The 14,789-nt window shown below is 40.0% G+C and carries 16 protein-coding genes; 1 reads left to right on the top strand and 15 read right to left on the bottom strand.

Annotated elements, in window-relative coordinates; translation table 11 throughout:
- Positions 1-36 precede the first annotated feature (36 nt).
- The 4 genes from IGI44_RS07025 to IGI44_RS07010 all read right to left on the bottom strand — a co-directional run bounded on the left by IGI44_RS07025 (position 37) and on the right by IGI44_RS07010 (position 2,484).
- Complete coding sequence (locus IGI44_RS07025; RefSeq protein ID WP_048718266.1) at positions 37-489, bottom strand: hypothetical protein; 453 nt, start codon at positions 487-489, stop codon at positions 37-39.
- Between the two features lie 71 nt (positions 490-560).
- Positions 561-923 carry a thioesterase family protein gene (locus tag IGI44_RS07020; protein ID WP_438787066.1) on the bottom strand — a complete coding sequence of 121 codons (363 nt, stop codon included), beginning with the start codon at positions 921-923 and terminating at the stop codon, positions 561-563.
- Complete coding sequence (locus IGI44_RS07015) at positions 920-2,137, bottom strand: CCA tRNA nucleotidyltransferase (RefSeq protein ID WP_438787065.1); 1,218 nt, start codon at positions 2,135-2,137, stop codon at positions 920-922. The genes IGI44_RS07020 and IGI44_RS07015 overlap by 4 nt, the downstream gene beginning before the upstream one ends.
- Positions 2,134-2,484: a nucleotide pyrophosphohydrolase gene (locus tag IGI44_RS07010; RefSeq protein ID WP_438787064.1), complete on the bottom strand. Its 351-nt coding sequence runs from the start codon at positions 2,482-2,484 to the stop codon at positions 2,134-2,136. The genes IGI44_RS07015 and IGI44_RS07010 overlap by 4 nt, the downstream gene beginning before the upstream one ends.
- A gap of 172 nt (positions 2,485-2,656) precedes the next feature.
- On the opposite strand from IGI44_RS07010, the gene IGI44_RS07005 reads away from it, so the two are divergent.
- The gene (locus IGI44_RS07005; protein WP_016179954.1) at positions 2,657-3,547 is read left to right on the top strand and encodes a YitT family protein; all 891 of its coding nucleotides are present in this window, start codon (positions 2,657-2,659) and stop codon (positions 3,545-3,547) included.
- 47 nt (positions 3,548-3,594) lie between these two features.
- On the opposite strand, the gene IGI44_RS07000 is transcribed toward IGI44_RS07005, so the two are convergent.
- The 11 genes from IGI44_RS07000 to IGI44_RS06950 all read right to left on the bottom strand — a co-directional run bounded on the left by IGI44_RS07000 (position 3,595) and on the right by IGI44_RS06950 (position 14,783).
- Positions 3,595-4,140: a YpiB family protein gene (locus IGI44_RS07000; RefSeq protein WP_438787063.1), complete on the bottom strand. Its 546-nt coding sequence runs from the start codon at positions 4,138-4,140 to the stop codon at positions 3,595-3,597.
- Between the two features lie 13 nt (positions 4,141-4,153).
- Complete coding sequence (locus IGI44_RS06995) at positions 4,154-5,401, bottom strand: tetratricopeptide repeat protein (RefSeq protein WP_438787062.1); 1,248 nt, start codon at positions 5,399-5,401, stop codon at positions 4,154-4,156.
- Positions 5,402-6,454: a hypothetical protein gene (locus tag IGI44_RS06990; RefSeq protein ID WP_438787061.1), complete on the bottom strand. Its 1,053-nt coding sequence runs from the start codon at positions 6,452-6,454 to the stop codon at positions 5,402-5,404.
- 155 nt (positions 6,455-6,609) lie between these two features.
- Positions 6,610-7,356 (bottom strand): hypothetical protein, encoded by a 747-nt coding sequence (locus IGI44_RS06985; RefSeq protein WP_438787060.1) that lies wholly within the window; start codon positions 7,354-7,356, stop codon positions 6,610-6,612.
- Between the two features lie 176 nt (positions 7,357-7,532).
- Positions 7,533-7,808, bottom strand: a complete 276-nt coding sequence (locus IGI44_RS06980) for an HU family DNA-binding protein (RefSeq protein WP_010744623.1) — start codon at positions 7,806-7,808, stop codon at positions 7,533-7,535.
- A 230-nt stretch (positions 7,809-8,038) separates the two neighbouring features.
- A complete protein-coding gene (gene der, locus IGI44_RS06975) occupies positions 8,039-9,349 on the bottom strand; it encodes a ribosome biogenesis GTPase Der (protein ID WP_438787059.1) in 1,311 nt (436 codons plus the stop codon).
- 238 nt (positions 9,350-9,587) lie between these two features.
- Positions 9,588-10,808 (bottom strand): 30S ribosomal protein S1, encoded by a 1,221-nt coding sequence (gene rpsA / locus IGI44_RS06970; RefSeq protein ID WP_438787058.1) that lies wholly within the window; start codon positions 10,806-10,808, stop codon positions 9,588-9,590.
- Between the two features lie 146 nt (positions 10,809-10,954).
- Entirely contained in the window at positions 10,955-11,626 is a 672-nt protein-coding gene (gene cmk / locus IGI44_RS06965) for a (d)CMP kinase (protein ID WP_438787057.1), read from the bottom strand.
- A 60-nt stretch (positions 11,627-11,686) separates the two neighbouring features.
- The gene (locus tag IGI44_RS06960; protein WP_438787056.1) at positions 11,687-12,343 is read right to left on the bottom strand and encodes a LysM peptidoglycan-binding domain-containing protein; all 657 of its coding nucleotides are present in this window, start codon (positions 12,341-12,343) and stop codon (positions 11,687-11,689) included.
- A 68-nt stretch (positions 12,344-12,411) separates the two neighbouring features.
- The gene (locus tag IGI44_RS06955; RefSeq protein WP_438787055.1) at positions 12,412-13,806 is read right to left on the bottom strand and encodes a RecQ family ATP-dependent DNA helicase; all 1,395 of its coding nucleotides are present in this window, start codon (positions 13,804-13,806) and stop codon (positions 12,412-12,414) included.
- Entirely contained in the window at positions 13,797-14,783 is a 987-nt protein-coding gene (locus IGI44_RS06950; protein ID WP_438787054.1) for a helix-turn-helix domain-containing protein, read from the bottom strand. Before IGI44_RS06950 ends, IGI44_RS06955 begins: the two co-directional genes overlap by 10 nt.
- Positions 14,784-14,789 lie beyond the last annotated feature (6 nt).

Below are 14,789 nucleotides of genomic sequence, written 5' to 3'. Positions count from 1 at the left end.
CAAGCATTCACGAGGGAATACTTGTTTAGCAAATGATTAAAATTGATCGCCGTAAACATCATCCACATTTTTTGTTGGATCGATTACGATGTATAGGCTTTTTGTTTTTTCAGAAACTTTTGTTGATTGATATACATTGTCAAGACCTTCAGTGTCTTTGTCCTTGTACGGGAAGTACACAGAATCAGGATGTCCTGCACGATAAATAATGTCCATTCGCTCGATGTCCTCAAATTTCCGTGCACGTTCGAACATACCTAGTTCTAATCCTCCTAGGTTGATATCCGTCGTTTGTACATGGTCGCCTTCTTGATAAATTTCGATTTTAAATCCGGCACATGGATGGATTTCTACAAACTCACTTCCATGAATTCTTCCGAAGCTAGTCGTAATTTGTTTGATCCATAAATCACCGATGTAACGACGATCGATCGTCCATGTTTCGCCATTACGAAAATAGAATTTTAACGCTGTCATTTCTCTTGCCATTCGACATTCTCCTCACTACTGATCTAAAATTAGTTTAGCATACCTTGAGTAAACGGTCACATGTTGTGCTCTCACTTCAGTTTTTTTAGGAAAGCTGCTGTTTCTACGATCACTCGCTGATGAGTTGCTTCGCCGATTAAATGTCCATCATCAAACGCTTTAATGGAAAAAAAGACTCTGTTTCGTTCCTTCTCAAGTAATTCTGCTTCAACCTTTACCTCCGCCCCAACAGCTGTCGGTGCTAAATGCTTTAATTCCATTTTAAAACCAACACTGGTTTGCTCAGCGGAAAGCTCAGGCGCTAAGAGTAGCTTGGCACAATTCTCCATCATTGCCACCAAAGACGGGGTTGCCAAAACCTCCAAATCACCTGAACCCATTTTTAACGCCGTTTGATCTTCCTTCACCTGATAAAGTTGAACTAAATTTTTCATGGCATCTCCTTTTTCAAAAAATCCTCTGCAAAAGCCAGCAATGCTTCTTTTTCATTTTTCAATCTGCCTTCAACGACTTCCTGCTCCAGCTTACTCAAGGTCATGCTGATCCACGGGCCGCGAGGATAATCAAAATGATCCTTCACTTCATTCCCCTTCAAAGCTAGATCCTTTAATGAATAAATCGGCAAGAATTGATAAAGCAAGCGAATTTTAGCCAGATTGGGTTCCCGATCAAAATAATAAAGCAAATACTCAACGGATAAAGCTAGCTCTCTGCCCAGTTGATACAACGTCCAATTGTCCCATTCATATTTCAAACGGAATTGTAACGCTGGAACCATTTGAGTTACTTCACGAATCAATTGATTGGAGCACTTCCATTCCTTCATAAAGTAGCGAATATCGGTGATGTTCATATCCAGCATCGTCATTAATAAAGTCCAAGCCTGACGTTCTGTAGGGATAGCCGGACCATGAAGCTCTGAAAAGTTTAACAATGCAGATCCATAATCACGTAGTCCCGGACAATAAATATAGCACTCTGATTCAACAAAGGAACGCAGCCCTGCTTCTCTAAATGACCCCATCATCAACTTCACAAACTCCACGTTAATCCGTTCTACAGAAATTTTCGCTAGTAGTGAGTGATATTCTTGAATCGCCTCAAACGTATTCGGTTCAAGAGTAAAACCTAAATGACTCACGAATCTCAGAGCACGCATCATTCGCAGGGCATCTTCATGAAATCGTTCATAGGGATTCCCTACTGCCCGCAAGACTTTATTTCGCAGATCATCTAACCCGTCAAATAAATCAATCACCGTACCATCAATTCCCACCGCTAATGCATTAATAGTAAAATCGCGGCGCTTTAAATCCTCTTTTAAGGAGCGAACAAATTCTACATGATCCGGACGCCGATAATCCTGATAGGTTGATTCTGTTCGAAATGTTGTGACTTCATAGGTGGCTTCCTTTGTAATCACCATCACCGTTCCATGATCAATGCCAACATCAATGGTCCGATGGAACAATTCTTTGACTTCCGCCGGAAAAGCGCTGGTAGCAATGTCTACATCATGGATCGGTTTGTTTAAGAGAATATCACGAACACTGCCTCCAACGTAATAGGCTTCGTATCCTGCCTCCTGTAGCTTGCGCAAGATTGGCATTGCCCCTTGAAATTCTAAAGGAAAGGCTTCTAATCTCATTGTGCGTCCCCTTCCGTCAAACCGTCTTTGCGTTCAAAGCGAAAACGGTCACGTTGATTGAACTTCTCCATGTTGCGATTAAAGGTCTCCGTTAAGTCAATTCCCAGGGAATTCGCCATAATGATCGTCACAAACAGGACATCTCCTAACTCCTCTTCAACCGTTTTTGGCTTTTCAGTATCCTTCTTTGTCTTTTCTCCATAATAATGATTGACCTCACGCGCCAGTTCTCCGACTTCTTCTGTTAAGCGGGCCATTTGACCAAGCGGGGAAAAATAACCGGTTTTAAATTGTTGGATATAATCATCAACTTCCTGTTGCATGATTTTCATTGTCTTTTCATTCATTAAACCACCTCAAACCTATCTTATCAAAAAACAGTTTTGTTTCCTATCATGTTGTTGTAACTATCTGAATTTCGTGCTATGTTGGTTGAGGATCAAATTTGCACAAGACAAGCGTCTGTGCAAGTTTTTTTGGTCGCTCTCTATTCATCAAATACAAATCAGGAGGTGTCGTATGGAAACGACTATGACTACACGGATCAAAGAAATTCTATTTATTGTGGTGGGAACAGCCATTTATGCATTTGGTCTTGTTTATTTAAATATTGCCAATCATTTGGCAGAAGGCGGCGTCACCGGTATTACTCTGATTATTCGCGCTCTTTTTGGCATCGATCCTGCCTATACTACATTGCTTATCAATATTCCATTGATTTTAATTGGTGGAAAGATTTTGGGAAAACGTTCCTTTTATTACACTATTTTAGGAACCGTTTGCTTGTCTGTCTTCCTATGGATTTGGCAACGGATTCCCCTACAGATTAATTTGGATCACGACCTATTCATTGTCTCTATCTTGGCCGGGTTATTTGCTGGTTTCGGTAGTGGTTTGGTCTATCGAAACGGCGGAACCACTGGAGGCGCGGATGTGATCGCACGGATCTTAGAACAGAAAATCGGCTTTACCATGGGAAAATCCTTACTGATTTTTGATATTGTTGTATTGATTTGTTCACTGACTTACTTAGATTTAAAGCGTATGATGTATACGCTGATCGTATCCTTCGTCTTTAGTAAAGTAGTGGATGTATTATCTTCGGGTGGTTATGCCGCTAAAGGCGTGATGATTATTTCTAACGAAAGCAATGTAATCGCGGAGTTATTAATGGCTCATTTAGAACGGGGAGTTACTTACCTTCATGGCGAAGGCGGATTTTCTTCAGAGTTAAAACGAATTGTTTACATTGTGGTATCTCAACAAGAAATTAATGAAGTGAAGAAAATTATTCACTCCGTTGATGAAAAAGCCTTTATCCTAATCAGCAATGTCCATGATGTTGAAGGAGAAGGATTCACGTACCTAAGACCGCAGCGACGGAGATTTACTTTAAAACGTTCCAATTAGAAAAAGCATCGCACAAATTCGCTTGATTGGCGAACGGTGCGATGCTTTTATTGACTTAACGTAAGTTTCAGGCGATTCAGTTCGTCTGAAAGAATGAGGAATGCTTCTTTATCCCCATCTTCCAAGGCCATATCGATCTGCTTCTTAAGCAGATTGATTTGCGCCTCTTGTTCCTGATGTTTTAAGAAATTCTCGACCTCTGAAACAATTTCCTGACTGACATTGTCATTCCAAGAAAGAGCTGGGTTATCCTCAAGTACAGATAAGTATTGGGCATTTTGCCAAGAATTTGGGAAAATGCATTCTAAGTACAAAGGCTGTTGCCAATGCAGACGAATTTCATGAAAAATTTGATCACTATTTGTAAATTGATGCCCTTCAATTGAAAAGACCATCGGCTCTTCCCGTTGGGTGATATCACGAAAAACCAATCCACGTTCCGTTTCTAACGCTTGTTCCACAATATGGACATTGCGCAAAATGGCTTCATGATTAATTAGATAGTTCAAAATCCAGATCACTTCTCGTCGTTGAAAACTCACGTTGTTGATTAACCAGACAAGAAATTCACGTTTTTCACCTACATCGATCATTTTCCTCACCTCTCTACTCTTCTAATAATGATTGTACTTCTAAATCACCTGGTTCCATTTCTAAATAATGTGTCAATACTGTCTGCGCCTCTTCTAACTGACCATCTTCTCGTAAAAAGATTCCGTAAGCTTTTAAGAAATCTGGCTCATGTGCCAACTCTTCGTAAGCCTGCTTATAATAAGTCCCAGCAGCAGCAAAATCCTCTAGTTCATTATAGGCCTGAGCCAAATTCCAAGCAGCATAAGGATTGCCTTCTTCATCCATTTGGCTGATCATCTCAATCGCTTTATCCGGCTGATCTTCATTCAAATAGAGATTACTCAAGGTTAATAAGGTCTCATCTGTTTTATCGCCAGTTTCCAACGCCTGCTGCAACAATTCCTCAGCCTTCTTGCTATCACGCAAGCGATAAGCGATTTCCGACGCGAGATGCAACAGCTCCACTTGGTAAGGATTTTCTTTGACTCCCTCTTCTGCAGCGACCAATGCTTCTTCCAACAGCTCTTCTTCCTTCAAGCTATCAGCAAGATAGTAATAACCACTTTGATATTGCGGATCAAGTGTAATCAGCTCTTGTAAATAATTAATGGCCTTTTGATGATCGTGAATTTGATAATAGGTGAACCCTAATTGGAAGAGACGGTCTGAAGTATGCTCTTGCTCCAATGCGCGTTCCAAGAATGGAATCGCTTCTTCAAAGCCTCCCATCATACTATAAGCTGTGCCAATTCGTTCATCAATTGATATATTGGCAATTTCATCAATTCCTTGCTTTTGAAGCTGTCCATATTCGTTAATAGCTTCACCCAACTGATTGGCCGTAAAGTGCAGCTCTGCCAAAGCAAAGGTGATTAAAGGTTCCTCAGGAGCGATCGTTTTGGCTTGTAATAGCTTCGCTTCACTCACCTCAGGAATGCCTAAAACTTGATACAAATCGGCTGTCACTAATAAGCTTTCCAAATAGTTTTCACTTTCCGGTGCAATTTTTTCTAGATATTCGAAGGCCGCATCAATGTCATCATTTTCAATGGCAATTTCAGCTAATGAAAGATAGAAAACATCTTCTTCAGGAAAATCCTTCAATAATTTTTCCAAAATACGTTTCGCTTCATCCAGAAAGCCCAATGCTTGCAGTTCTTCTGCTAGACTTGCCAGAATTTCTGGCTCATCCTTTTTAAGCGCCTCTTCGAACATCAGATTTGCTTCACTTAAATCTTCTTCCTTTAATGCTGCGAGCATTTTTTCACTATAACTTGACATCTATTCTCCCCTGATCTCTGTAACGATTTTTTCATATAACTCAAATGTTTGAAGCAATTCTTTTTGTGTCGGAACCTTTTTCATTCCGACCTCACCGACTTGGATCAACCCAGCCAATGGTTTTTCTTTTGCTAAAGCAATCACCTGCTGACCATAGTCAGCTAGCGAAATTCCCTCTGGCACAATGATAGGAAATCCTAATCGCACCAACCATATCATAAAATTTTTGAAATTGAAATGAAGATTACTTGCTGAAACATTCCAAGCCAGCTCAAACAATAATCCAAACATCGTCTTCATACTATTTGACAACAGGGACCCATTTTCCGTTTGAAAAAAAGCCCGCTCAAAGATTTTGCCAAAATCACGTAACTGCTCGCTATTTGTTTGGTAATAATTAATCAGTCTTTCACTGAAAGCTGAAAACGACTGTTGCAATAACGCTTCGCGAGTTGGAAAATTGACATATAAACTTTGCAAAAAGGGGTAATCACAAACGATTCCACAACGAATCAAGGTTAAAAGGTCCACCATTTTCCCGGTTGTTTGCTGATCAGCTAAAGTATGATCAAATAAGATACTTTGAGGCACCTCTTCGATCTCCATGACGGTCAATAAATTTTTTTCGGAAAGAATTTGATCAACAAATGAAAGACTTTGAGCGAAGGAACGCAGCGAAACCGGTAAAAAACATAATTCCGCTTTAACATTTGCTACATGATGCGTAAATCCCAGTAGTTCAATCACTCCTTCATTACCAATACCCAAGAAAATCGTTTCTTTTTGGCGGCTGAATCGTTCCAGATAGCGAATCAACTCCTGAAAATTTTCCATCGTATTACAGTAACGATTATTCGGTGTGATAAACCAATCATGTGAGCTGGATTTCGGAATAAATTGCCGAAGCTTCTCCGCGTATAGGTCATAGTAACGCTGGTTGCCGCAAAAAAGGATCTGTTTATTTTCCAAATTCTTTTTACGCATCATTGAAGCGACGGTTTCACCATATGTGATTCGTGTTTCATTAAGCTTGCTTCGGTATGTTACTTCCATCACACTCACCCCGTTTACTTCATTTTATACTACAAAAAAACCTCCCGCAACAAATCTGCGAAAGGCTGTCGGTCATTTTGTCCATCATCTTCAAAAATCACTCAAATATTAAAAATTTTGAAGATCCAAAAGCTATCCCAAGCAAATCATAGAAATTATTGACTTTGCGGCGTCTGCTGCTCTTGCACAGGTCCTTCTTGATTTGAAGCGGGTTGTTGCCCGTTGGATGGATTCTGTTGCACCCCTTGATTTCCCTGAGGTGTCTGTTGCTGATTTTGGTCTTGCTGCGGCACCTGCTGTTGTTGATTATTCTGTCCTTGCTGTGGTGTTTGCTGCTGATAATTGTTTTGTCCTTGCTGCGGTGTTTGTTGATATTGCTGCTGATTTGCTCGTTCTTCCACCTCGGACAATTCCTCAAAGGTTAGTACCCCGTCATTATTTAAGTCTGATGGCGAATAGCCCTCTTTGATGACCCGCTCACCGTTTGGTAAGATACGTAAAACCGTTACCTGCTCGCCCCAAGGCGTGGTCAATACTTGTCCGATACTAGAGGTATCAACTGTCGATGATTCCTCTGTTACCTCTGACGATGCCTCTACCGAATCATTTAAACTTATCTCGCGCTTCGGAATGACTACATCATCGGAAGACCCGTAGAAATACAACCCAACCATTACTCCGATGAGTACTAGCGGGACGGATATTAATAATATGATAAAGTTGCGACGTTTTCTTTTTTTGTCTTCCATTTCAATCTGTGCTTCCGCAGCTAAAAAAGCTTGTCGCCACTTTGGATCGTTTTGCCGTTGTGCAAGAAATTCATAGGTATGCCAAGAATCATTTTTCGGCACATAATATAATTTTTCCTTCGACATCGCTTCACCCACTTTCTCCTTTTTCATTAAATCCTCTTTATTATTCTATCGTAAGCCAAGGCTTTCGTAAAATGAAAAATAAGTTAAAAATTGAGTGAAATAACGATCTCTACTAGAAATAAGTATCTAATAATTCTGATTCCATTTTTAACGAGAAAAAAACCGTTGCGACTCAAGAGTCACAACGGTTTCAGCAGCAAAAATTATTTAACTGCGTCTTTTAGCGCTTTACCTGGTTTGAATGCAGGTACTTTGCTTGCTGGAATTTCGATTTCTTCACCAGTTTGTGGGTTACGTCCTTTGCGGGCCGCACGTTCACGTACTTCAAAGTTACCGAAGCCGATCAACTGAACTTTTTCACCTTCAGCTAATGCGTCTTGGATAGTTGAAAATACAGCATCGACAGCAGCTGTAGCGTCTTTCTTAGTTAAGTCAGTAGCTGCTGCAACTTTTTCGATCAATTCTGCTTTGTTTGCCATGAATGAATTCACCTCCTGAGAAATGAGTATTGATGTTAAAAACATCACCTGATAAACTGAGTGGTCCAGTCATCAGTAAAGAAATATTGATTTGGTCAATATTCTGTTATAACGATAGCATAAGAACCTTATGTTAGCAAGGTTTTTAGCGATTAATGGCACAAAATTCATGGTTGTTTTATCATTCAGTGAAATCTGTTGTCAGCAAAATAAAAGTATGATAAAATACCTTATTTTCTTCTGCGAGCGATTATTTTTATCGGTGTTCCTTCAAATTCGAAGGCTTTTCGAATTTGATTCTCTAGAAAGCGTGCATATGAAAAATGCATTAGCTCTTCTTCATTTACAAAGACAACAAAGGTTGGTGGTTTTACCGCTACCTGTGTAGCATAAAAAATCTTCAGACGTTTGCCTTTGTCTGTGGGTGTTGGATTGATCGCTACTGCATCCATGATAATATCATTTAAGACAGATGAAGGAATTCGCAAGTTCTGATTCATGCTGACTTCTTCAATCATCGTTGGGATCTTGTTCAAGCGTTGCTTTGTCATAGCAGAAACAAAAACGATCGGTGCGTAATCTAAATACGCAAATTCATCCCGAATCTCTTCTTCAAACTCTTTCATGGTATTGGTATCTTTTTTCACCAGGTCCCATTTATTAACGACAATAATCACTCCACGCCCCGCTTCATGGGCATATCCAGCAATTCGTTTATCTTGTTCCCGAATGCCTTCTTCTCCATTTAAAACAACTAGTACGACATCCGAACGATCAATTGCTCGCATTGCGCGCATAACTGAGTACTTTTCAGTATTCTCATAAACTTTTCCGCGTTTACGCATCCCGGCGGTATCAATCATGGTAAATTCCTGACCATTTTCGCCAACAAATTTTGTATCGATGGCATCACGAGTCGTCCCTTCAATATCAGAGACAATCACTCGATCTTCACCTAAAATAGCATTAATTAAAGAAGATTTCCCGACATTGGGACGACCAATCAAGCTGAATTTGATGGACTGGTCTTCGTCCTCTTCATTGTCTTCTGGAAAATGTTTAACCGCTTCATCTAACACATCACCTAAACCAAGTCCATGGCTTCCCGATACAGGATAAGGTTCGCCAAGGCCTAATGAATAAAATTCATAAATTTCGTTGCGCATTTCCGGATTATCCACCTTATTAACCATGAGGATAATCGGTTTTTTACTGCGATACAAGATTTTAGCGACTGCTTCGTCGGCATCCGTAACGCCTTCTTTACCGCTGGCAACAAGTAAAATGACATCCGCCTCATCGATAGCAATTTGTGCTTGTTGTTTGATCTGCTCCATAAATGGTTCATCACCAATATCGATCCCGCCGGTGTCAATGATTGAAAATTCGTGGTCTAGCCATTCGCCTTTTGCATAGATCCGGTCGCGCGTAACGCCTGGGGTATCTTCCACGATCGAAATACGTTCCCCAGCGATCCGATTAAACAAGGTTGATTTTCCAACATTGGGACGACCAACAATGGCAATTGTAGGATTTGACATAATTTAATTCCTCGTTCCTATTAAATACTTTTCTATTAGAAAAAATTTTATCTGATGTTCATAGCAGATACCAGCCACTCGTAAAGCGCTGGTACTTTTTCCAAATTCTCTTTAGTTTAACCAAGAAAGCTCCTTCTTGCAAGAGAAGGAGCGATTTTCATTAAAATATCAGGTGTCCCTTTAAAATGATCATCAAATCGGACAAAAAAGACGTGCTAAAGCACGCCTTCAATACACTCTATTCTTGTTCTTCTGAATTTTCATTCAAAGCATCGCCTAAGATATCACCCATGGTAAAACCAGTGTTTTCTTCTGGTAATTCATACGTTTCTTCTTCAGCAGGTTCTGCTTTTGCTTCCTCAGGCTTTTCTTCTAACGCTTTAATCGAAAGAGCTACCCGATGATCTTCAGGATGTACTTCTAAAACCTTCACTTGAACTTGATCACCTTCATGTAATACTTCATGCGGTGTTGCGATATGTTTGTGAGAGATTTGAGAAATGTGTACCAAACCTTCGACACCAGGGAAGATTTCCACGAATGCACCAAAACTGGTCAAACGTTTCACCGTTCCTTCAAGTACAGAACCTGGAGCCGCTTTTTCTTCGATATCTGTCCAAGGACCAGGCAGATTGGCCTTAATCGACAATGAAATCCGTTCTTTTTCTGGATCAACTGAAAGTACTTGAACTTCTACTTCATCGCCAACGCTTAATACATCAGCAGGCTTTGCCACATGGCTATGAGAAATTTCTGACACGTGAACCAAGCCATCGATACCACCAAGGTCGATGAAGGCTCCGAAGTCTGTCAAACGAGCAACTTGTCCTTTAATGACTTGTCCTTCATAAAGTTCTGATAAGATTTCTTTTTTCTTCTCAGCTTTTTCTGCTTCAACAACTGCTTTATGAGATAAAATCAAACGATTTTCTGAAGGTTCGATTTCAATGATTTTAAATTTCAATGTTTTTCCAGTGTATGCTGAAAAATCATCTACGAAATGATCATCGATCATTGACGCTGGCACAAAACCGCGCACACCGACATCAACAACTAAGCCGCCTTTAACGCTGCTAGTAACAGGTGCTTCAATGATTTTTCCATCTTGGAATTCTTTCTCAATATCTTCCCAAACTTTTTTCGCGTCTAAACGGCGTTTAGAAAGGAGATAACTGCCATTTTCTTTGTCTTTTCCGATAGAAGAGATAACGACTAAATCAAGAATATCGCCAACCTTGACTTCTTCATTGATATCTTCAACAGGTAGTGTCGAAAGTTCTTTTGCTGGAACAACACCTTCTACTCCGGCGCCTTCAATACCGACGATCACTTGTTTATCTTCTAAGGCAAGCACCTCACCTTTAACAATATCGCCAACTTGAACTTCATACACATTTTCCATTGCTGCTTCCATGGAAACATTCTCGTTGTCCATCGAATTTTGTTCTAAATCTGTCATGTCGTTTGTCCTCCTTACCAACAATTCTGCGTAAAATACACTACATGTTCTATTTTAGAATAATCCACATGAAAAATAAAGCGATTTCTTCTTTTTTTCTAAAAATTTGAAAGAAATCCGCTTTATTTATCGTTTTTATCCAAAATTTAGAAACCTTTTGAGTGGATGACCGCTTTAATCTTCGTTACTACCTGTTCAATCGACATTCCAGTCGTATCGACCAATTCAGCATCTGTGGCTTGAACAAGGGGTGAAACCTCACGATGGGAATCCAAATAGTCCCGTTTGGCGATCGCTTCTTTGATCGCTTCAAAATCCATTTTGATGCCTTTCTCCTGATTTTCTTTGTAGCGGCGTTGTGCCCGTTCCTCAACACTTGCGACTAGAAAGATCTTTACTTCTGCCTGTGGCAAAACAGTTGTACCGATATCTCGTCCATCCATAACAATTCCACCGGCTTGGGCTAGCTGTCTTTGCGCTTCGACCAATTCCTCACGAACTTTTCCGTGTGCCGACACCTCAGAAACAGCTCCAGTCACATCAGGCTGTCTAATCGCTTGGGTAATTTCTTCGTCATCAGCAAAGACAAGTTGTCCATGTGCCGATTGCTTGAAGGTGATCGGATATTTTTTTGTTAATTCCGCTAAACCCGCTTCATCTGAAAATGCGACATTATGTTTGATGGCTAAAAATGTCACGGCGCGATACATCGCGCCTGTATCTACATAAATAAAATGAAAATCATTCGCTAAGATTTTGGCCACTGTGCTTTTACCAGATGATGCAGGCCCGTCGATTGCAATTGAAATTTTTTCCATGTTCTGCCTCTTTTCAATAAATAAGCCGTAATCGCTAGCGATTACGGCAAAGTATTCAAATTATTTAATACGCACTTGCTGACCTGGATCAAAATAGAAGTTGCTTCTATCCATCCCATTCAGTCGTAAGAATTCATCTACACTTAAACCATAGCGGCCTGCGATTTGTTGCGGACCTTCACCTGATTGAACCGTACCGTATTGTGCGTTTGCATCGTTTGTAGTACTTGAAGATGGTGTTGTTTGTTGTGCAGCTGCTGCGGCAGAACGTGATGCTTCTGCTTGCGCCTCTGCGGCTGCCTGAGATTCAGCTGCAGCTTGTTGCTGTGCTTGCTGATCAGCGGCTTGTTGCTGTTGCTGTTGTTGTTGATCTTGTTCTGATTCAGACGTAGATGTACTTTCTTCTGTGCTGCTTTCTTTGGTGCTTGATTTTTCTGTTGAAGAAACCTTAGATACCTGAGTAGTACTCTCAGGAGAGGCTGCTGGCTTGTCGTTGTCACGAGTAATCCAGAAAAAGGCACCAGCTGGAATCAAAATAAGGGCTAATAATAACGCGACTAGAATCGTCAAGAATTTCGTATTTCCGCCACCTTTATTGCCACCACCACTACGACGAGACTGGCTGCGTGAATAAGTTTCTTCTTCACTATCAGATTCGTAAATATGTTGATCCCACGGTTCGTTGTTCGTATCGTTATAGCGATCTTTTCTACTCAATTTCTCTAACCTCCTAAATGCTATCGCCATGTATTATACCATAGCTCTTGAAAATGTGGCGCCAATTTTCAATCTTTCTCATCATTTTTAAAAATTTTTTGAAGAATTTTTTCCCACGGAAGTTGTTCTTCCCCCGACGAGTGTTTTCCTGCTTTTACTTTCAATATAGCCCCGTCATTGTCGCAGCAATTTTTGCTTTTTTCAGATAATTCTTCACCAAAGTAAGCGATCAAAAAGGTTCTTCGACACTCGTTAGTAGAAATATAGTCCAACATTTTTTGTAATTGAACCTTTTTGGTTCTTCCACGTTGACTTAATAAATCCATCAACCGCACACTTTCATTAGGAAAAAACTGTTCCCACTTTTTTATTAATGGGTCTTCAAAAACTAGATCACTCATTTTTTGCTTAATCTCAAATAATTTCTTCGATTGATCGGTTTGTTCCTGAAGAAAATGATGGATATGCTCATCGCCTGCTTCATAGAGTAAAATTGCTTGACTCGCTAGGCCATCTCGCCCCGCACGGCCGACTTCTTGCAAATAATTCTCTGGTGAGTCTGGTAAATCATAATGGATCACAAAACGGATATTTTCTTTATTGATTCCCATGCCAAATGCATTCGTCGCAATTAAAATCCTCAGATCATTTTCTAGAAACTGCTGCTGAAGCATTCGTCGTTCCTGTCCGCTAAGACCGCCATGATAGTAAGCAATCGCTTGTTGGTGCTTAAACATTTGATACAACTCTTCAACTTTCTTCCGGGTAGCACAATAGATAATTCCTGATCCTTCTAAGGTTTCAATCAACCCCCGTAATTTTTCCAGCTTGTTCTCTTGGTAGACAAAATAACTGATATTCGGACGATCAACAGAATAAATAAATTCCTTCGCAGGTTCTTCCTTAAATAACAGCCGTTGAATATCTCTTCGAACCTCTGGTGTGGCCGTTGCTGTTAATGCCAATACTAAGTGAGTACCAATAAACTTAATCCCGTCAGCTAGCTTTAAATATTCCGGGCGAAAATCAATTCCCCATTGCGAAATACAATGCGCCTCATCAACTACAATCAAGGCTAGCTTAGCAGACTTTAGCGCTTTTTGAACATCCGCCCCCAAGAACATTTCGGGACTCATGAAAATAAATTTATAATTATGAAGTTCACTTAAAATCCATTGCTTTTCCCAAGATGAGAGTAGGCTGTTTAGCGCTACCGCTCGTTTTTCTCCAAGTCGTTGCAACTGAGTCACTTGATCCTCCATTAAAGAAATCAATGGTGAAATAATGATTACTGTTCCTTCTAGTAGGTAACCTGGTAATTGGTAACACAATGATTTCCCAGTTCCCGTCGGCAGCATCCCCAAAGCGGATTCTCCAGCTAAAATCGTTTCAATAATCTCCTGTTGTCCAGGTCTGAACTGATCATGATGAAATTTTTCTTTTAATAGTCTCTTCAATTCCATGTAAATTTCCTTAAGTGATAGATTTGGGACAATCGAAAACTTAAATACGGAACATCGTATTCTTGATAGTGCTGGTCAATTACTTGTTCAATACTCAGATGACTGAAATCAAGCAATTGGAATCGTTTAAAGGGAAAGGTCTCCTCCATTAATGCCCATTCAATAAAGTGATCATTGATCGTTCCCTGTTTCAAATGTCTTAATGTTAAAATGTCTGTTTCTGTCTTACCTGCTAAAAAAAATTCTCTTGTTTTTAACATACTTTTATTAAGATTTTGTTGATCCAACGTTGAAATCAATCTTGCTAGCTCTCCCTTTTTAACTTGTGCTAAAAAAAGATCAATCGCATGTTGACGATAAAGTTGATTCCACGGTTCATCTTGATACTTCGCTGGCAGTAATTGAAAAGTCGTCTTGCCTTGAAAGCCATAACCTGAAAATTGATTCGCCAAGAAATCAGCCTCTTCGACTGGCAGTTGCTTAAAGATCGTTTGCAATTCTTTTTGGAAACGTTCAATCAAGTGAGGCTGTGACCTTGTTAACCATTTTTTGAGCTGCTGCAAATAGAACGGTCGATTTTCAATCGGCAGATAGTCTTTTTCACTATAAGATAAATAGCTGAGAACTTGTACAGCAAAAAGAATCAACTGCCAAGAATCTTCCCGCATTCTACCATAACGTAAATTATTCAAGCCAACCAGATCAAAGTTTTTTTCAGATAATTGTTCTCTACCTTGCTGTGTCAATTGCCCAAAGCCTTCATTTATGGTAATCCAGCCAGCAGCAACCAAGTTCTGAAGTTCCTTTTGGAAAATTGCTTCCTTCAAGGTTGGTAGAGCCCCTAAATAAATCAGATTATTGTAAAAAAAACCGTGTAGCAAAACAGAGCTCGTTCTCTTCCCGACCAATAAATGATACAATGTCGAGGTTCTTATCTTGTAGCCTGTCTGAAATAACGTTAGAATAAAAAAAGTCATAGTAAA

This window comes from Enterococcus sp. DIV0756, from assembly GCF_051710745.1.
In the GTDB taxonomy this organism is placed as follows: domain Bacteria; phylum Bacillota; class Bacilli; order Lactobacillales; family Enterococcaceae; genus Enterococcus_A.
The sequence above is the reverse complement of the archived record's forward strand: the minus strand, read 5'-3'. Positions and strand labels throughout refer to the sequence as shown.